Source organism: Pedobacter yonginensis, assembly GCF_003173595.1.
Lineage (GTDB): Bacteria > Bacteroidota > Bacteroidia > Sphingobacteriales > Sphingobacteriaceae > Pedobacter > Pedobacter yonginense.
This window is the reverse complement of sequence record NZ_QGNZ01000001.1, coordinates 330,371-352,237: the sequence shown is the minus strand read 5'-3', so window position 1 is coordinate 352,237 and position 21,867 is coordinate 330,371. Positions and strand designations below refer to the sequence as shown.

Annotated in this window: 16 protein-coding genes; 2 read left to right on the top strand and 14 right to left on the bottom strand. The window is 40.1% G+C overall.

The genetic code is table 11. The annotated features are described in order from the left end of the window. Window positions 1-506: 506 nt before the first annotated feature. The 5 genes from DHW03_RS01690 to DHW03_RS01665 form a co-directional block, all read right to left on the bottom strand. Complete coding sequence (locus DHW03_RS01690) at window positions 507-1,541, bottom strand: transposase (protein ID WP_109924020.1); 1,035 nt, start codon at window positions 1,539-1,541, stop codon at window positions 507-509. 2,043 nt (window positions 1,542-3,584) lie between these two features. Continuing rightward, the gene (locus DHW03_RS01680; protein ID WP_109924019.1) at window positions 3,585-4,940 is read right to left on the bottom strand and encodes a hypothetical protein; all 1,356 of its coding nucleotides are present in this window, start codon (window positions 4,938-4,940) and stop codon (window positions 3,585-3,587) included. A gap of 2 nt (window positions 4,941-4,942) precedes the next feature. Continuing rightward, window positions 4,943-6,370 carry a hypothetical protein gene (locus tag DHW03_RS01675; protein ID WP_109924018.1) on the bottom strand — a complete coding sequence of 476 codons (1,428 nt, stop codon included), beginning with the start codon at window positions 6,368-6,370 and terminating at the stop codon, window positions 4,943-4,945. A gap of 1 nt (window position 6,371) precedes the next feature. Beyond that, on the bottom strand, window positions 6,372-7,307 hold the full coding sequence (locus tag DHW03_RS01670) for a hypothetical protein (protein WP_109924017.1): 936 nt from the start codon (window positions 7,305-7,307) through the stop codon (window positions 6,372-6,374). A gap of 351 nt (window positions 7,308-7,658) precedes the next feature. Further along, entirely contained in the window at window positions 7,659-7,907 is a 249-nt protein-coding gene (locus tag DHW03_RS01665; protein WP_133248483.1) for a hypothetical protein, read from the bottom strand. A gap of 888 nt (window positions 7,908-8,795) precedes the next feature. On the opposite strand from DHW03_RS01665, the gene DHW03_RS01655 reads away from it, so the two are divergent. Together DHW03_RS01655 and DHW03_RS01650 are read left to right on the top strand one after the other, a co-directional pair. Further along, window positions 8,796-9,524 (top strand): Cthe_2314 family HEPN domain-containing protein, encoded by a 729-nt coding sequence (locus DHW03_RS01655; protein WP_109924014.1) that lies wholly within the window; start codon window positions 8,796-8,798, stop codon window positions 9,522-9,524. Between the two features lie 174 nt (window positions 9,525-9,698). Then, on the top strand, window positions 9,699-10,049 hold the full coding sequence (locus DHW03_RS01650; RefSeq protein ID WP_109924013.1) for a hypothetical protein: 351 nt from the start codon (window positions 9,699-9,701) through the stop codon (window positions 10,047-10,049). Window positions 10,050-10,453: 404 nt separating this feature from the next. Here the strand turns inward: DHW03_RS01650 and DHW03_RS01640 are convergent, their stop codons facing one another. From DHW03_RS01640 to DHW03_RS01600, 9 genes are all read right to left on the bottom strand, one after another. Then, window positions 10,454-11,959, bottom strand: coding sequence for a DNA translocase FtsK (locus tag DHW03_RS01640; RefSeq protein WP_109924011.1), 1,506 nt, complete (start codon window positions 11,957-11,959; stop codon window positions 10,454-10,456). Window positions 11,960-11,961: 2 nt separating this feature from the next. After that, window positions 11,962-12,831: an endonuclease/exonuclease/phosphatase family protein gene (locus DHW03_RS01635; RefSeq protein WP_205940951.1), complete on the bottom strand. Its 870-nt coding sequence runs from the start codon at window positions 12,829-12,831 to the stop codon at window positions 11,962-11,964. A 43-nt stretch (window positions 12,832-12,874) separates the two neighbouring features. Continuing rightward, window positions 12,875-13,501, bottom strand: coding sequence for a hypothetical protein (locus DHW03_RS01630; RefSeq protein WP_133248481.1), 627 nt, complete (start codon window positions 13,499-13,501; stop codon window positions 12,875-12,877). Window positions 13,502-13,503: 2 nt separating this feature from the next. Beyond that, window positions 13,504-14,988 carry a hypothetical protein gene (locus tag DHW03_RS01625; protein WP_109924009.1) on the bottom strand — a complete coding sequence of 495 codons (1,485 nt, stop codon included), beginning with the start codon at window positions 14,986-14,988 and terminating at the stop codon, window positions 13,504-13,506. An 11-nt stretch (window positions 14,989-14,999) separates the two neighbouring features. Further along, the gene (locus DHW03_RS01620; RefSeq protein WP_133248480.1) at window positions 15,000-16,943 is read right to left on the bottom strand and encodes a hypothetical protein; all 1,944 of its coding nucleotides are present in this window, start codon (window positions 16,941-16,943) and stop codon (window positions 15,000-15,002) included. 381 nt (window positions 16,944-17,324) lie between these two features. Next, a complete protein-coding gene (locus DHW03_RS01615; RefSeq protein ID WP_109924007.1) occupies window positions 17,325-18,569 on the bottom strand; it encodes a hypothetical protein in 1,245 nt (414 codons plus the stop codon). Window position 18,570: 1 nt separating this feature from the next. Continuing rightward, window positions 18,571-20,025 carry an FtsZ/tubulin family protein gene (locus DHW03_RS01610; RefSeq protein ID WP_109924006.1) on the bottom strand — a complete coding sequence of 485 codons (1,455 nt, stop codon included), beginning with the start codon at window positions 20,023-20,025 and terminating at the stop codon, window positions 18,571-18,573. A gap of 12 nt (window positions 20,026-20,037) precedes the next feature. Continuing rightward, complete coding sequence (locus DHW03_RS01605; protein ID WP_109924005.1) at window positions 20,038-20,487, bottom strand: hypothetical protein; 450 nt, start codon at window positions 20,485-20,487, stop codon at window positions 20,038-20,040. 4 nt (window positions 20,488-20,491) lie between these two features. Then, window positions 20,492-21,757, bottom strand: coding sequence for a hypothetical protein (locus DHW03_RS01600; RefSeq protein ID WP_109924004.1), 1,266 nt, complete (start codon window positions 21,755-21,757; stop codon window positions 20,492-20,494). Window positions 21,758-21,867: the final 110 nt, after the last annotated feature.

Sequence of the window (21,867 nt, the reverse complement as noted above, 5' to 3'; positions counted from 1 at the left end):
TCTAGGTGAATGGAAGGGCGGCACAATGGCTATAATCACCTCTAGGTAATAGTTTTTTTACCTCTTTCGAACTTTAGATGTATAAAACTGAGCCTCAGAATTTGCAATATTTTGCTCCCGTGTTTTTGAGCTAATTAATTCTGCAGGCTTGGACAAAGGCTCTTTCACATAAATTACAACAGGATCATCATGCGAGCGTTTTTAAGATGTGCTTTTAATTTTTCATCCCATTTGTTTGCCGCTTCGATAACGCCAACACCTTGACCTTATACACTTTCGTGCTCATCAGCAGGAAGGAACTACACGAGACCACGCGATTCACGGAACACTTCCGCATCTAAGGATGCAGCTAAACCATCCGGCTTTATATCAACTTTTTTTCTTCGTGGCATGGTACTTAAATATAGAACATTAGCGATTCAAGAGAGGTTGGCGATGCTATAGAACTCTTTATGAATCCAAAATAATCAGATAGCGGTTGTAAACATTGAAATCAAACGATCTTTTCATTGGATAGGTTTCTTGCCGCCGTAATTTTTATCGAACAGTCTGTTCCCCCTTATACAAGCGAATACTCGGCATATAAGCTTAAATTTCACGGCATTCATCATAGACATCTTATTCTTTCCATCTACTTCAACCCTTCGCTTGTAATACGCCTTTATTTCAGGATCATTCGCGATACATGCTCTAACCCCATTGTGAAGTAAAGATTTGATTCGCTTATTTGATATTGCAGAAACCCTAGACTTCTTTTTTACGCTTATGCCAGAATCATGGTCAAATGGCGCCACCCCACAGTACGATGCAAAAGTTCTTGCCGTTTGAATCGATTTGAACTCATTTGTGTGGATCAGTATTTGTAATGCTGTCACATCTCCAATTCCACGGACTGAAAGCATAATTTCCATAAATCTTCTGCATCGTTCGTCCTCCATCCAACTTTGCTTGATTTTATTGTCTATATCCAGCACCAATTGTTCAAGAAGGATGAGTGATGGACTGCAAAGTTCAATGTTCGTTTTTGAAATTTCATGGTCCACAAAACCATCATCCTCATTCAACGGAGTATTCATGAGCGTCCTGACCTTAACCATTCTTTCTCTTAACGTTGACAAACTGCTAAGTTGGTTTATGATTGTTCGACGAGGTATCCAAAGCTTAAGTTCTGTCAGATTCTTGATCAAGAATCTAGAAATCCTCGCTGCATCTAATTTGTCATTTTTGCCACGGATTATCCCCAATGAGTTTTTGATCCTAAGCGCAGGCTCAACAACAACCTTTGCTTTGAGTTTTACCAAGGTATTCATAAGGACTAAACCGTAAACCCCAGTCATTTCCATACCGAATATCGCGTGGCCCAATTTGAAGCCGGGTATCTGTTTGAGCGTCAGTACAAATTCCTTAATCGATTCAACATTATTTGCTGCCTTCCCATTTACAACAGTTCCACCTCCATATCTTAGACAATAGTTGAAACTGGCCTTTCCAACGTCAATGCCGATAAAGTATTTGATCAGACCAATCTTTTGTTCTATCATGAAAATAGATTAAAAAATCACTCCAAAGTCCTTTATTTGCTTAGCAGATCTTATTATCTAAAAGGTTACATAGGTCGCTTCTTCTATATTTAAGTATTCATTTTTGGACTTAATTTTATCTATAGTTCGAACTAAATTCTTGCTTAAGTCTATCCCAAAAATAGTCATAAATATAGTTGAGTGATTTGTATTAACAATTTAGCAAATTGAAATTGAATTTGGAAATTCGAGGAGGTATGAATGTGATAATTCGATCTGAAATGAACAGATAAGCGATCAAAAATTTTCAAGTCAGATCTGAATATTTGCTCCGATTATATCTCGATTCGATATTTCGGTAAATAAAACGAATCACGTTATAACACATATATCAATCCTAGAGCTGTAATCTATATGTTTTTAATTCCTTTCATCTTGATTTAAATGGAAGCCACCTTTGGGCTTTCTATATTATATAGGTCCCTTCTAGTATGTTAATTAAGTCTTTTACCAAAAACCACAGAAATGGGTGGGGTTGATTTGTTTAGAAATCTAAAAAAAATTCAATAGGACCAGTTTAGATAAGGCACGAGTATGCCCTAACAGCTACTAAATGGTCCCTCAGAGGAATTCTTTGAACACTTAAGTGCTTTCTTACAGGTCATCGAGCCAATTGTCGATGACTTCAAGAGCAAAGGTTTTATATAAGAATCTAGTTTTTCGGAAAAGTGAGAACCGTTGTACGAAGAATTTAGAACACACTCAAAGTTCGAAGGCATTTACCTCCGTCCTACCAACGGCATATCCGATAACCAGATTAGAAGAAACCGATCTGTAAAATATTTTTCCTATTCGGATTTTAAGTTTAACCATTCCAGGAAAACCAATCCCTGAGAATTTGAGACCTACGAAGATATTGCGCCAAATAGATGGATTGAAATGAAGATTGTGGTCAAAGGTGAAACCGCAAAGCATTATATCAATGGGAGCAAAAACCCCAACTTTATTGTAAACAAAATGAAAATGGTGTAGGCCAAACAGGAGGCTTAGGGCTTTGGGCGGATATTGGCACGGAAGGATATTTCAGGAATCTGAGCGTTACAAAGGATCAGTAATCTGCTATTTTCTGTTGATTTTCTTTTTGATCTTGCTTAAAAACTCAGAGGTTATACCTGGGGATTTCGGCAATAGTAGACAGAGGATTCCGTTCCAAACTGTACACCCGTAGATTAGCCCGACTTTGAGCAGGACATCTTGAGAAGAGTCCCAAATATATCCATTCCTATCAGAACCACCGCAAAAGAAATTTTGTCAATGCTCTGCCTCCCATCCGCACAAAACTTCACCCCACGGCATCCCGGATATGATTATCCAGTCAATAAAGCTGTTCTGGGGAAAGATTACATCCTAAAACCGACAGACAAAAAACTCCAGCAACACTCTTTCTAAAAAAACCATTTTTAAACGCTTTAGCGCTCCGCTGAAGCTGCCTTGAGCACAAAAACAATCATTGAATCAAGCTGGCTTTAAATAAGCCTTAAAACCGCTTAAAATGAGCCGAGTGGCCACTTTTAAGCGAAAACACTTGTCATTTTGAACCGAAAAAAATGGCCACTTTGCAGAAAAACAAGTGGCCACTTTTGGAATAATCCCCAGATAGTGCACAAAACAGTTCATTTGACCCATTTCCGCCAATTTACTAAAATGCAGAAAAGCAAAACTTAACAACAAATTTATTTCCGGTGAGACGGGGGTCAACGTACTCTGGATTATTCAATTAACCCTATTTAATAATTATATGCATGAAATATTTGAAAATTTAAAACAGAAAGGCTTATCCAATAGCAAGCAAGCAGATTAATCAAATGCTTGAACTCCTTTCACTCTACCAAAAAAAGAGTATTGATAGGCTGGTAAGAAAGTGAATGAACAGGCCTACACAAAAAACTGAAGACCATTTGATTATACTAGGGATTGTGTGCTGGCAGGCGAGAAAACAAAAAGCCCTATTACAGACGCTAAGCTTGTAATAGGGCTAAAAATTTAATAGGGCAGACTATTTGGCTAAGGTTTTAAGAGTAACTTGAAAAGTTCCTGAGCAAATCCGGCAAGAATCGGGGATGCAGTAATTAGCAAGGTTTTTAAGGATTCAGCAAGTGAAGAGAAAACTGTTTTTACCGGACTCCCTGCTCCAGACTGAGGCTGGGTAATTTCCAGGCTATCAAATTTCAATTTAACGGGCAGATAGAATATGAGCAGCAGGCAGCTATGAAGAAGTCCCATAAGGTAAGTAAAGTCATTTGATATGCCTGGTTTAGCATTCATCAGGCTAAAGAAGGCCATTGATTCGGTTGAGTTTACTGCATTTATGGTAATGCCAACCCAGAGCACCATTAAACTCAGAATGATGGCGCTTGCCAAAAAGGCATTATCGAAAGCTTTTTTTAGTGCAAGGTAACCATCATTAATGTTTTGAACCAGTAAAGTCCCGGGACTAATAAAGTTTTGGTTTAAAAGGTCAATCTGACGGGAAAGAAAAATATATGTTGCAAAGCAGTATGCCGAAACCAGGTAACCTGTTGTAGCATAATATTCTAATCTGGAATTATAGTTCTGGAAAAAGTGATTATCGTTAATCACGTAATCATCTGCCAGACGAAGATAAAAGCAGTAAGCAAAAACAACAAAGGCCAAAACAGGTATTGTTAAGCTCTTCAATATCCCATTAATACCTATACCGTTAGCAGCAGGTAATTTATTTTGCAGGTTCAGGACATTTCCGGTTAGTAACGGAAGCATCAAAAACCATAAGGTCATCTGCGCAATGGATAATACAATCCATAAACCAAACTGGGGATAATCATCAATGAAACTCATTAGCAGTGCGCGCTTGTGTTGCTTTAGCAGTAGCTTTTGTCCCGTATATTTTGCAGGATAGTCTGTCAAAAGCTTACAATCATCTAAAATGATCAGGGGGACCGCAATCGAATATTTATCATCATTCTTCCAACTGGCATCGTTAAGCGCAGATAAATAAGCCTTTTTATCAGGATACAGGTATTTGCTATAGGTTTTCAAATCCTTGCCACTGTTGCCATAACTAAGTGTATTGATTTCTACGTAAGTATTTTTTATAGCCAGCCTGGCCTCTTCCACGTACTTTTTAGCTTCGGCATTTTTGCTGAGATCGGTTTTCTCATATTTGTTCAACTCGGCCTTTAATTTTGAGATGCGCTGGCAAAGAACCATTCTCACAAGCGAATCTTTATTGGAGAGATAAATCTCTCCATAAGGACTGTTGCGTTTTCCTCCGCTAATTTCTACGCCATTGTGTTTTGTTAAAAGCAATACTGAAAAGAAAAAACCGAGCAGGCCGAAAGCTATACAGATATTGATCTGATTTTTATAGATAAATTTCATCGCTAAAGTCCAAAAAGGTTTTTGAAAATCATGGCATCAATTTTCACCCCGATCGCGCCCTGATTCTTCCATGTGGTATTTTTATAATACTCAAACTGCTCAGGGCTAACCGCGGTCACTCCGGCTTGAAAACCTGGCATTTCAAAAGTATTTACTTTTCCGTAGTGCCATCCTGCGAAAAGATTCAGTCCTCTGGCGAGTTCAAAATTGAAACCGTAAAAGAAGTTTTCGAAAGTTTTATTTGAAATACCTACGCCCAGAGTCGGATATATGCGTTCATAAAATTTATGATCATCCAGGTAATTCCTGCTACCAAGTTTGTAAAAGGGCACATCACTTTTCTTTCCCATCAGCAAATGCCGAAGAATAATTACAGGAGAGGCATAATAGGAAGCCATAATGGTCACCACCCCCTTGGAAGAGGCATCGGTCTGTTTTACCACCATACCACTACCACTTGGTGATGCGATATTACTGAAGGTCGGATTGATCAAATCCGTTTTTAGTAGCCCCACGTCAAAAGAGCCATGGTAGACCGGCGACATTTTGATGGTATAGCTTTCCAGGGTCGCTTTTTTCACTGTTGTACCATCGTCCTTTGTTGCAATGATATCAAAACTCAAATCATCTGTAGCTGTACCGAGCAAAAATGTCTTTTCAGCAGCAGCATCATAGGTTTTCCCGCCCTGAAAGTTTAAGCCACCCTTGCGGATATTTTCATTCTCAAAATTTAATGATCCATTGAAGCTTCCTGATTTTTGTTTAATTGAGTATCGGATTGGTTTAGTATCAGCAGAAGAAAAGGCATAGATGATATGTATCACATACTTAGCATTTGCAATTCCTTGCGGTACCGTTGACCCTATACTATTACCATCTTGGTCGAAAAATAAATGAATCGTCTTTGACCCTTTTTGATAAAGTCCAAAAGGCGTTTGTTCAAGTCCTAAGGCGGCATAAATTTCCTGGTATTTACCGGCAATCAGGCAGCCCGCGCAACCATCTGTTCCATCACTATTAGTTTCAGTTATAACTTTGGATTCCTTAATGGGCAAGATTTTAAATTTAACAAGGTCTTCACTCACTTGCACCTCAGTCCCTGAAGAGCTATCCCAGTGTTCTATATTGATTTCTTTTTCTATGATGGTGTTCTTCGCCTCGTATTTTTTGATTTCTCCACTAGTCTTGTAATCAGCGAAGGTTTCTCCATTTATTTTAATCCGTAGAAAGTGGCCTGTTGTTAATGCTGAAGAAATCGTAAAAGCCTTCAAATCCTTAAAAGTTTTCATTTCCGAAATGACCATATCATTTTTCAGGCTTATCGCCAAGGTTTCCCCCGCGGCATTGAGATAGCCAAACTGCACATTAATAGCAGCTTTGGCATTGATAAAGAGCAGCATCACTAAGGCTGCCAGCAACATTTTTTTCATGTTATAAGAGGTTAAAAGATTTAAAGTTTTCTATTTTATAAAAAGGAATCGCGTAGGAAAATTCCTCATCCGCTCCAACAATAATACCCAATACAGCGTCACTTTTGGTGAGCACAACTGATCCGGAATCGCCGCCCTGGGTAATCTTTGGGGATAACTGAATGAGGTCAATGAAGGAAACTCCAGGATGTTTGGTATGAAGGACCGTAGACACATCATGGATGGTAGCATCTCCACCCTGTGGTGAAGAATAAGAATATACCGTAACGGTTTTGCCTTCGAAGTGTGCTGGAAGAGGTTGATCAGTTACCCTGGACTGAATGAGCAGACCCGATGGCAACTGATTCGGCATTTCAGGCCTGACGCTCATTTCCACAAAAGCAATATCCACGTTTTCAGAGATTAGTCCTTCTAAAAAACTTCCAGAGAACTGGTTCGCCGCTTTGGTTTTTAAACTCACATCCTGATTTACCTGTCCGGGATCCCTGCGGTAATAATAAATGTTATCATTTAAAAAATTTTCAGCTGAAACATGATAATTGGTTATCATAAGCGTATTCTGCCCGTCATCGGTTACAAATAACCCGGCACTACCATAGCTATTGCCGGGACTATTTTGACTTCTTACCATTCCGGTAAGTCCGTTCTGAAAATTAAAGGCACCTGTCTGCTGCACGTCGGTTCTCACTTTTAAGATTTCCCCTTCTGGCAGCGCTATTCGGATAATCTTTGGAATATGATTATCCTGATGAATGTCTGCTAAATCAATCTTCTTTTTAACCTGAAAGATGATCGCAAAATTGCGCTGAAAAATCCCATTGGTTTTTTTTTTCCCAACCCGATAGCCGACGATATTTTCCGGATCAATTTCACGAAGCCGTTTGTAATGCAGGCGAAGGTGTTTTCGAATGAAAACAAGTTTTTGGGTGCTGGTCATTTTTTGAGCGTTAAAGAAAACCGCAATTCGTATTAAACAGGCTATAAATACTTATAAACCTGAGTTATAAGTATAAAATTACAACTAATAGTTGTATCAGCAAATACCAAGTTTTAGGTATTTTTTTGCTGGCAGTTTCTTCAAATTAAAACCAGTACCTCAATGCCTGCTTGAGCCAGCACCCCATGAGATTATTAGTATGTTTCAATTAAAAACCTTTTTTATCCCTGAAAATGGTGTTTTCCGCTTCCTATCTCTTTTCGCTGTATCAATTTCCCGTTCGCATCCGGTAGCTCTACTACCGCACTTACACCAAGGGGCAATTCTACATCCATCAGCATTCGACCATTGTCAAAGCTGACTTTGCGGTGTCCTGTTAACCATTAGCGGGATTAAACGAATTACGTACTTATCCTTTAATTTATATTTACCATCGGTAATGTGTGTTAAAAAAAGCAAGTCTAAATCCTGAAGGATCTCACTGTCGTCAAAGTTATCAGCAGACTCAACTTCCAGGAAGAATTGATCCAAAAAAATATCAATTGCATATGTAACGCTCAAATCCTGGTCTATAATATTGCCCCGTTCAGATAACTCCATTATTACCAAAGGATAATTCCTGGATTGCAGAGACTGATATATAAATTCCTGACTTAGTATTCCCATAAAATTCTGAATAGTTTCGCTAGGCAAATTAATAATTAATTTAAAAGCCGCTGTTGTAAGTTAATATTATCTATACATTTAACCTAAAATAAGGTTGGTGTGCGTTATTTGCTGCCAGCAAATAACGAGTATCACCAATCGGTGAGAGATAAATAGGAAATCCAGGCCTATAATTTCTGCAGTAGCGATAAGTAATCAGTAATTGTTTAACCAGTATTCTTGCTGCAAAAAAATAAGACAATAACACCAGAGCGAATATTATATAACGAAGGAATGTAAAAACATCATCAGCAATAAAATTTAATTTAAAAGCTGCAAAAACATGCATTAGTACATCTGTGAATAGCAGCAAAATCATTGTTGTGATGATAAGGGAAGTTGTAAGTATTAAGGTTAACAGAAGTTGTTTCAAATCAGGACTATCAAAGCTTTAAATTTGATAATACTAATATTTATTTTCTAAAACATTCCAAAAGAAAAACAAAAAAAGAAAGTCAAAAAATGGAAACACAGGTATTGAAGCGCTATAAATCTAGTACGGGTGTGAGCCAGTTTTTCTGGCGTCATTATGCGAGCCGAAAAACCGGAGTATCCAAAATTCACGAGTTTTTTTAAAGTCTGGAATTAAAGGATAACCAGGCCTGTTGAGTGAATGATTATATATAACAACGTAATTTTGGAAGGCCGTTTCTTCAATACTCAGGACAAATAAATAAACAGATTTGCATCGCTATAACAGGATCATCCCTGCAGTCCAGCTGCATATTGGCAGTAGTGTTTTGTATAATTGTTATATTTTTTAATTCTTAAACCTAAAGAATAATGCTCCTCACTGACCATAAATTTAACCGAAAACTCATTCAGGATATAGTATTCTACAAGCAGCACGATCAAAATTCCCTGCAGAGACTTTACTGCCAGCAGGTGATGGGCGATTTTGCAAAAATTAAGAAAGTGTTAAAAGATTTGGTTATGGCCAGGCAGTTAATTGCTGCCCTTCATCACGACAGTGGCGTACCTCCTCACCCAAACATAAGCAGGGAGATGCAGCTCAAGTATCATATTGAGAATTTCTTTCTCAAGATTACCACATATAAAGACCTGGTCTTGAAACTAATCGATGCGGTCTACATTTGGAAGCTTCCAAGGGGCGCAAACGGCTTCGAGAACATGTTGTTAAAATGCGCCGACAAACAGGGTGTAGAGGGAATTAAAACAATAGTTGAAAACCTGAAAATATTATTCAGTACGGTCAAAGTTATCCGAAATAAGATTGCTCATGAAGGTTCTTTAAACAATGTCGATGTTGAACTACTTGAGATCCACAAAGGCATCAAAGAGATGCTCGATGAAAACCCTGTACTTAAGGCTAAAGGGCCGCAACTTTTACCCTCGGATGTTATAGATGAATATCTTGGAATAACAATTATTGGGAACCTAAGTGAAATTCAAAAGATAGAAGAGGATTTAGCAACAAATCTCTTATCAAATCTAGACTTTCTTTATGAAAAGTTCTGTGAAAATGCGGGTGAAGATCATCCGTTTTGCTAAGGCAGATGGAAATGGAGTCAGTATGACTAATTGTATCATCACTTTTTGGATTCATCTGTCAGGTAAAATCCTTTCATAGACAAAGGTATAGAATCATTATATAGCGTGGACAAACCGAAACCCGTTGACCCCATCTCACCAAAAACAATTAAAACATAACCTGTTGATTTAGAAATGATTCTCCTTTGTAAGAAAATTGGCAAGACGGATCAATTAAATGGGTTTGTTCACCTTGCTTACCTTCCTATCGGAACGGATTTGAATGGTGGCTGTGTGCTATTTTTTTATGAGGACAACAGAATTATAAACGTCGCCCTTCATCTTTTTCCTGCACTTTTTTTCATCACACTTGCTGCGAACTCTTATTTTTTGTTCACCAGAAGTGACGCTATAAAGATTACAGCTGAAAAAAATAAAAGAAACAGGATATATAGAATTTGTGGAATACTTATGATAATTTTTGCTGCCCTGATTCGGTTAAGCGCCTTACCGTTTGCCAAAATTGCCTTGCTGGGAACAAATTAAAAACGAACATACATAAACTCCTGCATTGATAAAAAAAGTCTCTTTTTTCTCCTATGGAAAGTGAGGGCTAAGGAGACAATCGGTGATGCATATCGCCTTTTAAAGCAAAAAACTCGACAGACATGATTAAAAAAATTAGAGTACAACATGATATGGATTATTATGCCAGCCGTTAAAGCGCTAAAAACATAACTTACACGCTCGATACTTGTATTTTTTAATTGCATCTTCGAGGGTTACCTTTTGAATCCGGTGGGTACAACTCCGGATGCCTTTACAAGCTGTTTTTGATTTGTGGTAAGCGATCGCTGTCGGGCTGACACAGATATAGACCTCTTGCTTTTTTTCCTGGCCGATTGTGGCTATCTGGATAAAAATTAAAACTGATATTAAAAATTTCATTGTTAGCTATTAAAATTGTCCGATATTCTCTCTCCATAAAAAAAATCTCTGATGATGTCCCACAATGATCGTTTCGACTTAATGCTTAAGTTTTTTGTGTTCCTGAAGGCGGAACCCTTTACAACGCGAAGCTCATCCTGAGTTGATGCTGTGCCCGAATGCCTTTCTTTTTTATCTATAATCCGCTCATCTCTTCGGGCATTGGAAAAAGATTCAGCAGGTGGGGCGGGTTGCAAAATGCCGTTTATAGGATGCATGGAGTCTTTTTCTCCTGCATTATATTTAGTATTACCAATGCCTGATAGAAATTGTTCAAGCGAATACTCATCCGGACAGCATACAATCCTGGGCTTAAGCCCATCAAACGGGCCGACAATCCCTGCATGTTCGAGCTGATCCATTATTCTACCCACCCGGTTGTAACCTAGCTTTAATTTACGCTGAAGAAGTGAAGTTGATGCCTGTTGGTGCATCACCACTATCCGTGCTGCCTCCTCAAAAAACCGATCTTTTTCCAGCGGATACTCGCTTTGCATTTCCGGTTGTTTATAAAGCGCATAGGGATGCTGAAAAGCTGCCTGAGCGGCAATTTCACTCACAAGTTTTTTTAATACATCAAATGGTATTTCAGGGAAGGACAATTTTTTATGCTGGCCATGCAGGTTGTAAAGCAGCTGACCGGGCTGAAGATGCTCTGCGCCGGTTTCGTCTAAAATTTTTCTCGAATCGGACTGCGACATCACCTTCATTGCTATGCGGAAAACAAAGTTGGCGCGCAGTTTTCTACTTACTGCAGATGAGTTTACCTGGCTGGTTGCTGCGAGTATATAAATCCCGGTATTGGAAGTTTTATGCATCACCTCAGAAAGTAAATCCGCATGTCCTGGAACGGAGACGAAGTTGTATAAATCATCAATTATCAGAACTAAATCGGGAAGGTAAGTACCGGGTTTCTCTGCCTGGCTTACCTGCTTTGAGTACAGCTTGTTGTATTGGGTGATGGATTTTACGCCGGCCATTGTAAAGCATTCCAGCCGGTGGTTAAGCTCTTGAGTCAATGAATTCATTAATTGCAGAAAATCACTATTTCCGTTAAACTGGATTTTATTGCAGTGAGCCGCCAGAAAATGGCAATTTAAGGGGTCTAGAAAATGGTAATCTATCGGTTTACTCCCACAGATCAAAATCTGAAGCTGTTCGGGTCGCCTGGTGGAAAGCCAGAATGCAAGCTGGTTATAAATAAATTGTGTCTTACCGCTTCCCGTGGCCCCGGCAATGAGTACATTGGGCTGGTTGGCAATATCATAAGCCTGGTAAGTCGTGTCCCGTCCTAGCACCAATGGGAACTGGTAATCAGCTGTAGCCTGGCTGAAGCCCATCAGGAACTCTTTTAAGTCGCTTGAGGGATTTTGCGCATCAGGCAAATGGTAAAAAGGGAGTTTAATCCATGCGGGAAACCTTTTTTTCGGATCTGGGTAAGCATTGTCAATGGTACTTAGATCATCCATCTTTATAGTTCAATAGTCATAAATATGGGAATATGGTCGGATAATTTTCTTGCTGCCTTCAAAGTCGAAAATTTCCTGTAAAAATGAATGACACCGGCACTTTTAAGCTTCATTGCAGATGCATCAAAAAAGAAATTATCAAATTCCGAAGCCAGACAGTCGCCATTAATGCATCGCTGGCGGAGGGATGTTTTTTGTTTGGTGAGGGCGGGGCGGAAACCCGTTTTCTTCAGGGGTTCAAAAACACTGTGCGATTGCGGCAGATTGTAATCTCCGCAAAAAATGATTGATCTTTCAGGATATAAGGCCGGAAGGAATTTAAAATATTTGATTTCGGTTTCCGGCTGCTTACTTTTGGTAATGGCATGGTAGTTTGCCAGCTGAAATTCTTTATTTCCCATTCGGAATCGAACATAAAATGGTTCCCTTTCGATGAGCTTTCCGTAGGTTTTCTCCAGCCATCCCTGTCCAAGCTTTTTTAACCGGGCTGTCTTCCAGAGCACGGCATAACGCTCCGATTTATGCACCGAGCCTCCTGAGGTAACCGCACTTATGGTGTAGTCCCATGAAAACCCGGTCCTGTTCAGCTCAAGGGCAAGTTCTGCAACCGCCTTTGGGCCGTTGGGTCCTGCAACTACCTCTTGTATGGCAACCAAATCGTATCCCTTCATCAGATTTGCCATAAAGGCAAATTCAGTCTGCGTTTTAGAAATACCCAGGTCTTTTAAATTCCAGGACAAGATAGAAACCTGGGTCTGGGCCAAACCGCAGAACGATGCGCAGGAAAAAATCAGGAAGACTATACCTATGCGCGCTTTTATAGAAAGCAGCTTACCAGTGACTTTCAGGTATTGTGTTTGACGCCTTTTCATTTCTCTACCCATTGGGGCTAATATGGAAAATATATCTTTGGAATCATTGTCCGATTTTAAATTTGGGGGTAATTTGGATGGTAAAGGTCCGGCTGTTCTTCTGGTGTGAGCGGCCGAAATATCCGCTACCGACAATCAGAATCTCACAGTTCTGAAAAACACTAAAATCAAATCCCTTCGACTGCCAGAATTTCTTCAGGGCCAGACTCCTTTTATAACTGGTCAGATAGCCTAGATCCGGATTAACCATCCAGTTGTTATTATAGCGTTCGGTATTCCCCTCTACAATGAGCAGATAGTTAATGTCTTTATCGGTGGATAGTTGCTTCATTTTTTTATAAAGAACGGCGCCCGCATTTTCCAGCTCCTGGAGGCTTTTTTTTCCAATGGTATTGATATCGGCGCTATGGGGCTTAAAAATCACTTCGACCAATAACTTGTAGCGGTTATTATCGGGATCGAGATAAAAATACTTTTTATCCAGCTGCCTCAACGCTTTATCAATCTGACGAATTCTATCCATTTCAATCTTACTTGCGGCCAGCTCCTGATTTTGTTTTCTGAAGCTGATATAGGAAATGATAAACATAACCAGCATGACCACAAATAAACTGGTCATTAAATCCACGTAACTGGGCCAAAAGAAGTCTCTTTTTGATTTCTCCGACATTTTTAAGCAGCTTTATTTTTGCCCCAGACACGCCACCACTTGCTTTCCTTTTTGGCCGTTTCCTCGATACGATCGTCTTCCTTATCTGTGCTCGGAATTATCGACCGAGGCGACGGCGACACCTCTTTTTCTTGCATGATTTCGACCAGCTGATCTAACTTTGAAATGATCTGTGCATCATTTTTTTGTTCGAGATTCAGATTGAGCTTAAGGATATTCCCGTCAATTTCTTTGAGGTAGTTTAAGTTCTGCATCAAGTTGCCTTCAGCATGGAAATCAAATGCTTTTTCGAAATCGATTTCAATTTTGTTTTTAAGTGTTTTTATTCGCTCCAGTCCAGAAGAGAGATAGGATTCCACCTCGCTGTTTGAACGGGCTGCATAGTCATTAACCAGATGTTCTTTTTGTTCAATGGCATGCAGGTGCTTTTTAACGATATTTATTAGGTTGCCTCCCAGTAAATCGGATTGCTGCAGTTCTCTTCCAAGGTTGTTGATGCCATCTTCAAAACTTGCCACCCTGTCCATTAACCCGGCCACACGTGATCCGAAGTTATTTGCCTGCTCGAGGTTTTCTGTTAATTTCTGTTGTTCCCTGATGAAGTTCACCAGTAGCGGACCGGATTCTTTAATCTTATCAAACACCCGGATATTTGCTTCAGCCATGCGGTTATAGCCTATTTTCCGCAGTTCCTGAAGAAATTCAAGCTGAACGCTCATATTTTCATTTACAGCTACAATCTGACCGGACATTCCCTCCACGGTCCCTTTCAAATTTTTAATATTTTCATTAAAAGAGCTGTCGAAGAAATCAAGGTTTTTACTAAACTTGACATTAAAGTCCGCAATGTTTAGTTTGAACTGATCGAGTGCCGCATACAGATTGTTGTCCAGGTTTGGCAGCAGCTTCGCCTGCAGAAAATTCAGATAGTGATTTCGGTTAACATCCCGCTGCGCAACTGCGTTTCTGAACAGAAAAGCATTGAGAACCGTTGTCAGGGCAAGTCCCAGAAAACTGACTACCATGGCCATTACCACCCCGGTGACCAGCTGGTTGATCAGGTGGTCTGTATCCTGCAGGTTAAATCCGTTTAGGGCTATGGAGCCCAATCCTAATATTACCCCGATAAAAGTGCCCATCAGTCCGAAATATAGGGGAAGAGAAAGTGTAGATGAAATTTTTTCCTCCTGCGAGCTAACGGTACGGTCAGCAATACTTTTAATGATATTAAAATCGGCCGAACCGACATTATTGTACAGATAGGCATTTGTTGCCAGAACAACGGATTTAAATTCAGAATGCTTGTGCTCAAAAACCAGCTGATCTATTTTCTGACCGTTGAGCTCGGCCGCGCCTATACACTCAAGACCAAGTTCCCCCGAAGGAAAAAAGTTACTGAGCTTGGCTACCTCAGTTATGGAGCGGCTGAAAAAATAAAACTGCAGCGAAGCAATTATTATCAGGGAAATTCCCTCTAAAAACATCATAATGGCGGGCGTTAAATAAATTCTATTTTTAATTTTTCAGTGACTATCCATTTGTTACCATCCTTACGCAATCGACCTGTGTTGTGCTGTTTGATGTTAATTTTAATTCCCTGAGGAAAATTAACCAGCTCACAAACCGGTTCGAGTACGAATTCCCGGGAAGTATAGGCACGTTTATAAAGCGCCTCATCGGCGATCAGTGAAAACGTGCCCTCATTTGGGTTGTTAACCGGAACGGAAATTTCAAAAATACTGTTGAATACAGGTTCATTACTCAGGGCCTGGATATCAAAGACATCGTTGCCCGAGGGCTCCAATGCATACTTTGTTGTTGTAGGAGTAAATTCAGACAGTTTTTCATTGGTCAATCTGCCCAGGTCGAATATCACACCAATCAGCGGATAGAAGAACAAACTGTCTGAAACGTTTTCATCATAAGAAATTTTCTCTTTACGGATACCATAGCCTTTATCAAAGTTACTGTCGAGCTGGTTTTCTATAAATTTTCTCACAGAGGCGATGTTGAAATCGATATTCAGCTGGGATTTAAAATTTACGACATCATTCAGTGACTGGAGGATGTCGAGCATATTTATAATATTCTGGCGGATGCTCGGCTTAATCTCTATGATGTTATTTTCTACATCATTGTAAGTGATGATTCGGTTTGCTTTTTCAAAGTCGGCGGTAGTACCCAGGTAAGACTTGGATTTGAAATCCAGTTCCTGTTTCTTAAAAATGCCACCATATGAGGTAGCCTCTTTGCGGTTTTCCAAGGGCAGAATAACTTGGGGCTGTTTGATTTCCTTTGTAAATACTTTGCTGAAAATGAAAGCTGTTATTTTCCCGAGGGTTTGCTCGTTGGCAATAAAGTCAATGTACTTACTTCCGTTGCCGCTAAAAATCAGGCAGGTTGGCTCCTGGTAATTATTTGTTTTCAGGAGCTGCGCCATGTGGTAAATAATGGAGCAGAAATGCACCAGATAAACGATCTTAAAATCGGGATCCTTCAGATAATCTGTGATTTTAGTTTTATCATTATTGGCCAACCAGAAATTCATGATTTCGTCTGTGGATTTATTCTGATAGTTTTTCATCGATTTGCCCAAAAACTGATCTCGTTCCACAACTTCTTTTAGCAGATCCTTTATTTTCTGGTAAAACCCATTATCCTTGGCATCATTTTCAAGCTGGTTGTAACCGTTTGACCAGAGGATATTACCGGCAAAGTTAAAGGAGGTACCCAGTCTGGGAATCTTATTGACAAAAAGCATCGCATCGGTCGAACCTCCGCCGATGTCTATCGACAATACGGCTTCGTTGTTTTCAATCCTGCCTGTTCGCTCCAGAAAATAATAAGGGGCTTCAGACTCGTAAACACGTTTGGGGACAGATTCTGCCTTTAAGAACTTCAGTACTTTTTCTTTCCAGATTTCTTCATAAAGTCCAATGGAGGCTTCCGAAAGACTTTGGGGTATAAACCAATTTAGCTTTGTGAGTTTTGGATTTCCATTATTGAGCAGCACCTTATATTTAAAAAGCATGCAAAGCTCTTCAATAAATTTCTCTACCCTGTACTTTGAACCCAGATCTTTCAAGCTCGATATATTCCATTTAAGATTGGCTACGATTTCCTGATAGTCATTTGTTGTCTCATCAATTTCTGTTTTCTGATAACCGAAATGTACATTCAGATCACCGAAAAGGTTAAAACTTGAAATGTTTTTCTTTTGGAATATGGCCGTTCTGAAGGGCATATTAAATATACTACCCGGTTCGCCGGGAAGAAAGATAGGGGGAATAAATTCGTTGGAGACGGTCATTTTTACAAGTTCACGGGTATTGGACTCTCTCCAGAAAGAGGAGGTAACCGCCTGTCCGCCTTCAACAGGTGGAATTTGCTGGAACATGACCATTTGGAGTTCATTGGTATCGATATCAAATGGTTTTGGCATACTATAATGATTGGGGTCATCGGTATAGGCTACAAAAGTATTTGTTGTCCCGAAATCCACAGAAAAATCAAACTGCCTATCTCCAATTCGCTTTTCTTTCCATTTGGGAATGATTATTCCCTTCAATGCGCCCGGTCCGCTGAGGTGCTGCAAATTAACCTGGATAAAATCAAAACAGGTTTTATTGACCTGGTAATAAATCGAGGCGAGTGGGTCGGGACTTTCAAAGGCCCGGCGAACCTCGCGTTTCGCATTGTAAATTTCCCCCTCTGCATTTATTTGTTCTACTTTCAGACCTTCTTTTTTATAAAATCCCAGGCCAAAAGCATCAGTTTTCAGTTGCGCATGGTTGCCACCACCGTCAATGGCGAGGCTAATTTTTTAAAAGTCATTATAATCATTATTCGAGGAGCCGTCTGCATTGATAACTTTTAGAAAAGGGAAAATGCCTAAGAGGAAACTCCCTCCGATATCGGTTGTAACGTTTACAATATTGCCTTCTGTTTTGGTCTTTTCGCCAAGAATAAAGTCTTTCACTCTCGGTACATCCAGCTCACCATTATCGTAGATAACCCTGACACGCTCACCCAGAATCTCATAGCGAAAGTGTTTGGGAATATCGCTGGGCTTGACCTTATTAAAGAATTCGGGTTTTATGGGTAGAAGAAAATCAAAATTTCGTCGTTCCGGTTCATGCACATAGGTTGGGGTATGAAAACAATTTTCATTAATACGGTATTCCACCCTAACGATATGGTCATTGAAGATCTCCGTTGAGAGCACGTTGGAGTTGCTGTTCAGTGCAATACCCGCAGTATGGAAGACTCCTCCGTTGAGGGCTACATTTGGCTTGGTTTGACTTGCTTTAAGCGTTAATGTTCCCACGCCTTCGGCAACCAGATAGTCCCAGAATACTTTCGAACTATTGCGTTTCATTACCGGGTTTCGCTCGAAGATGGAGAGCAGGTAATTTTTGAATTCTGCGGACCTTTTTGAAAACGGGATTATTTTGCTGAAATACAAACTACCACTGGAGGGATTCACCAAATCAAAATGAGCGTTATATCTTGCGCTTCTAAAGCGCTCATCAGGACGCTGCGAACGGGATTTATCCAGGTTGGAGGAAGTAAACATCAGCGTAAATGGTGAAGAGCCACCGATCACCAGTCCGCTGTATTTCACGATGGAAATGGTAAGCGGCTCCTGAATAAAATCTGCTTCGGCAAATGTAGTTAGCGTTTTGGCTAATACCTGCTGTCCGTAGGTTCCATTGAGTAGTGTGGTCAGATCTGCAGTTGACCAGTTTACAAAATCAATTTGATCGCCCTGGGAAATGTGATAATTGGCATTGAAGACCAGTTCGATCGCATCCAGGCAATCCGACACCAATTCCCGGTAAATTCCTGACGCCCGGTCCTGCTGGCCAACCAGGTCGCTGGTGACTAATTTGAATGCCGTGTCAAAGGTATGAATCCTTGAAAAAGGGGAAGGCACTGCATTAAGGGCATTTGTGGTCTTAGCGGATTTATCCCGTAGCTGACTAATGGAAGATTCATTTAATTTTTCGGTATGTCTCCATCCTGTTTCAGGGTCACCCGAAGCGTCAAAAATATTTAATACACTCATGTTAGTTGACTTTAATTTTATTGATATTGACAGAACGAATGGCATTTTCAGCCAACACCATATATTTTGTGGCTTTCAAAGCGGCAGGAATAGCGTTATATTGTTTTCTGATTGATTCCATCTGGTTGATAAAGTTGGAGGTATCATAGGTCACTTTGCTTATGCCCAGCATCCCCCCCCGTTCAGGTACTTCACTGCCAATGACCAGGTTGTGCAACCGGTCATCATCTATAGAAAGGTTAAAAGGATAGAATTTACGATCATTCTCGCCCAGGCCTTTCAACCATTCCTGAAAATATTTCACGTTGAATTCTTCAAGGTCTCGAATGAAGCTACCCCTAAAAAAGTCACGATCAAAACCTTCATTATCTTTCACTGCTGCTTTCTCCATCGCGCGGATGCTGGGGTGGATTTTATTGAAAGTATGATAATTGGTCAGTTCGGTTCTTATCAGGTCATTGAGTTCCTCCCCTATGTTTCTGAAATCAACATCTTTGGTACCCATTTTCAGGGCATATTGATACTGGTTTTCTTCCTGGTCCTGAAACTCTCTGCGTTGGAAATCAAGAATAGCAGAGGCACCTATCAGCTCAACGATGTGTGCCATGTTATTTTGCCTGGCCTCATCATTTACATAAGGCACGGATTGTTCATGGGGGTCAGCAAGATAGTACAGTGCATTCACACCCTTTAGATGGTTTTGGTAATAGGTTAAGGCAGCCTTTGTTTTTGTTATAAAATTATTGGAGTCAATGTCTTTGTGCACCGAGTCGGCGTCCGGTTCAGATAGTTTAAAGTAAGGCATTATAGGTAGTGCACCAATGGCCGCACTTTTTACCTCTTTATTTTTGCTTCTGCGAAGGTTTTTTATGAGCAGCGGCAGACCTGATGCACCCGTCCCACCGAAGATGGAACTGATTATGAAAATGCGGTCACCTTTATCGAATATTTTTTCAAAACTTTTGTACCACTCGGTATCTTCAAAGCTGTTCAGCACCACCGAACCAATATTGGGGTTACCTTTGAAGCCTACGGAAAGCTTCGTGTTCAGCGATTGCTCGTTATAAAGCAAATCAAGAAGATCTTTGTTCCTGTCTTCTTTAGCTAGCGAATTGTAGGACAGGAATTCCCCGAATGTTTCATCTATGCGTTCATCGAAGTCAAATCCTTCTTTCATTCCACCTTGCAGGGCTTCGGAAAGGGATAGCATATTTGTCCGAAAGAACGCATTCGGGGATTCAGGAATATGATTGCTATAAATTGTACGGCGGATTTTCGAGTACAGGCGCAGCATGTTTTTGCATTCCTTAAGTTCAGGCAAATCTTTATGCGGATCGATAATAATCGGGACCACATCATAGTCATGCATATCAACACCAGAAGCCAATAGCATGGTCAAGGATTTAAGCACACGGGTTCCTGTCCCGCCAATTCCGAAAATAAATATTCTTGGCATAGAAATAGATTTTTAAAAAGGTGTGGTATTGGCGACAGAAAATCTTTTAATTACTATTGAAACGATGAAGAAAAGCAGCGCTGCATAGATAAAATTTGTGGTTGCCAAAGACAAACAATATTTGAATGGATGTAGCGTATTGAAGGGCTTGCTCATTTTCATGCTGATGTAAAGCATGATAAAGGTCACCGTGAATGCATTCAGCAATAAGGCCGCAACCCAGTATTTAACCCGGAAAGCATAACCTGCACCGCCTTTTTTATTGATCAGAAAATAATAAGTGAGGCCTACAAGAATGGAAAACACAATAACCAGCATACCCGAGAGCGGATACAAATCATTTCGAAAAATATCCCTGAGCTTTGCGGCCCTGGTGATGTTATTGTTATTTTGAGCAAGAAAAGCAGACCACTTCAGCCCGGCGAATTGCTGCGTTAGATAATCATATAAAGATTTCCACATATTTTTATTTTTTAAGGATGTAAACTGATGCCGGCTTTTGAAACAGCGGCTTTGATTGACTGGTCAAGTAGGCGCTTTCCAGCCCATCTGCCATTTTTTTGAGGCCAAAAGTTTTCTGCCTCAGGTTATCTTCGGTTAACAGATTGAGCTCATCAATCCAATCCGGTCTGCTTTTACGAATATTAATATAAACCGACGTGCGCGAAGCAGGTTGGGTAATGCGTAGCTGCAGAAAATGCGTGAGCTGGTTGCGGGCGATGATTTGTTTATCTTCCGCATTTTGAATGGCGTCAGGTTCGCTTACGGCAAGCAATTTAACTGTTCCGCCATCGGTGGTGAGCTCGGTATTGTTTTTTAAATAAGAATCCGAACGCATGTATGCAGGCAAATCTTTGAGATTTAGTCCAACCCAAAAAGTTATTTCCTCTCCCTCATCCTCATCATACTCGATGTAGCTGTAATAATTTTTATCCTGATCGCATATCAGTGGAGAAGCATTGTTTACAGCACTATGGGAAGGAAGAATGGAATAGTTTGGCGTGGCTAAAGTAATGCCAAATCCGGCTTCATTAACGGAGCCTTCCAAAACGGATTTAATCAATTTCGATACCGCGTTTGCCGCATTATTATCCCCGATAATCCAGATGTAATACGGACTACCCTCCACTTTTGTTTTTTTATAAAATTCAGAACTAAGCTGAAGCAAAATCCCTGAAACGCCTTTGTTATAAAATCGCTTCTTAATGTCAGTGGTAATTTGTATGATTTGAGCGGCATTTCCATTATCCGGAGAGAATATTAAATCCGAAATAAGTACTGAAACCGTGTTTTTTCCTGCTTTGTTAAAAATGCTGTCTATCATTTCCGGGATATCTGTGGATTTAGCAGAAACGAAGCGACCGGTATTCAGATTATTTCTAAAAACATCCAGTTTCAAAGGGCTTATTTTTTCAGATTTTGACTGAATCTGATAGATACCCATTTGGTTGGAAAACCTACTATCGAGCGCTTCTGTCACCGCCCATACTTCTTTTTGAAAAGCTGTACCTCTATGATCCATAAAACCTGCCATACTGCCTGAAGTCTCTATGTAAAGGTTTAGGTTTGTCCCTTGAGCAATGGTTCCCGGCGTTTTATTTTCAACCGGGCACCCTTGCTCGCCATTATTTCCGGAGGTACTATCACCATCGGCATCACAGGCATAAAGAATCACCGCGGGGATTATTAAAACGAAAAATAAACTAACTAAGTAGTTCTTTGATAATCTCATAACTTTATTTTTTTTTAAAAACCTTTCATTGATTAGCCAGGAGTAAATCCACTTAACTAGAATGGGAGACTGTCCTTTCGGAATTCGAATCAGGGAACAGTCATCCACAT

Bases quoted from the DNA above. Each gene is read 5' to 3' on its own strand.
- DHW03_RS01690 (WP_109924020.1), bottom strand. From the start codon at position 1,541: ATGATAGAACAAAAGATTGGTCTGATCAAATACTTTATCGGCATTGAC.
- DHW03_RS01680 (WP_109924019.1), bottom strand. From the start codon at position 4,940: ATGAAATTTATCTATAAAAATCAGATCAATATCTGTATAGCTTTCGGC.
- DHW03_RS01675 (WP_109924018.1), bottom strand. From the start codon at position 6,370: ATGAAAAAAATGTTGCTGGCAGCCTTAGTGATGCTGCTCTTTATCAAT.
- DHW03_RS01670 (WP_109924017.1), bottom strand. From the start codon at position 7,307: ATGACCAGCACCCAAAAACTTGTTTTCATTCGAAAACACCTTCGCCTG.
- DHW03_RS01665 (WP_133248483.1), bottom strand. From the start codon at position 7,907: ATGGAGTTATCTGAACGGGGCAATATTATAGACCAGGATTTGAGCGTT.
- DHW03_RS01655 (WP_109924014.1), top strand. From the start codon at position 8,796: ATGCTCCTCACTGACCATAAATTTAACCGAAAACTCATTCAGGATATA.
- DHW03_RS01650 (WP_109924013.1), top strand. From the start codon at position 9,699: ATGATTCTCCTTTGTAAGAAAATTGGCAAGACGGATCAATTAAATGGG.
- DHW03_RS01640 (WP_109924011.1), bottom strand. From the start codon at position 11,959: ATGGATGATCTAAGTACCATTGACAATGCTTACCCAGATCCGAAAAAA.
- DHW03_RS01635 (WP_205940951.1), bottom strand. From the start codon at position 12,831: ATGAAAAGGCGTCAAACACAATACCTGAAAGTCACTGGTAAGCTGCTT.
- DHW03_RS01630 (WP_133248481.1), bottom strand. From the start codon at position 13,501: ATGTCGGAGAAATCAAAAAGAGACTTCTTTTGGCCCAGTTACGTGGAT.
- DHW03_RS01625 (WP_109924009.1), bottom strand. From the start codon at position 14,988: ATGATGTTTTTAGAGGGAATTTCCCTGATAATAATTGCTTCGCTGCAG.
- DHW03_RS01620 (WP_133248480.1), bottom strand. From the start codon at position 16,943: ATGCCAAAACCATTTGATATCGATACCAATGAACTCCAAATGGTCATG.
- DHW03_RS01615 (WP_109924007.1), bottom strand. From the start codon at position 18,569: ATGAGTGTATTAAATATTTTTGACGCTTCGGGTGACCCTGAAACAGGA.
- DHW03_RS01610 (WP_109924006.1), bottom strand. From the start codon at position 20,025: ATGCCAAGAATATTTATTTTCGGAATTGGCGGGACAGGAACCCGTGTG.
- DHW03_RS01605 (WP_109924005.1), bottom strand. From the start codon at position 20,487: ATGTGGAAATCTTTATATGATTATCTAACGCAGCAATTCGCCGGGCTG.
- DHW03_RS01600 (WP_109924004.1), bottom strand. From the start codon at position 21,757: ATGAGATTATCAAAGAACTACTTAGTTAGTTTATTTTTCGTTTTAATA.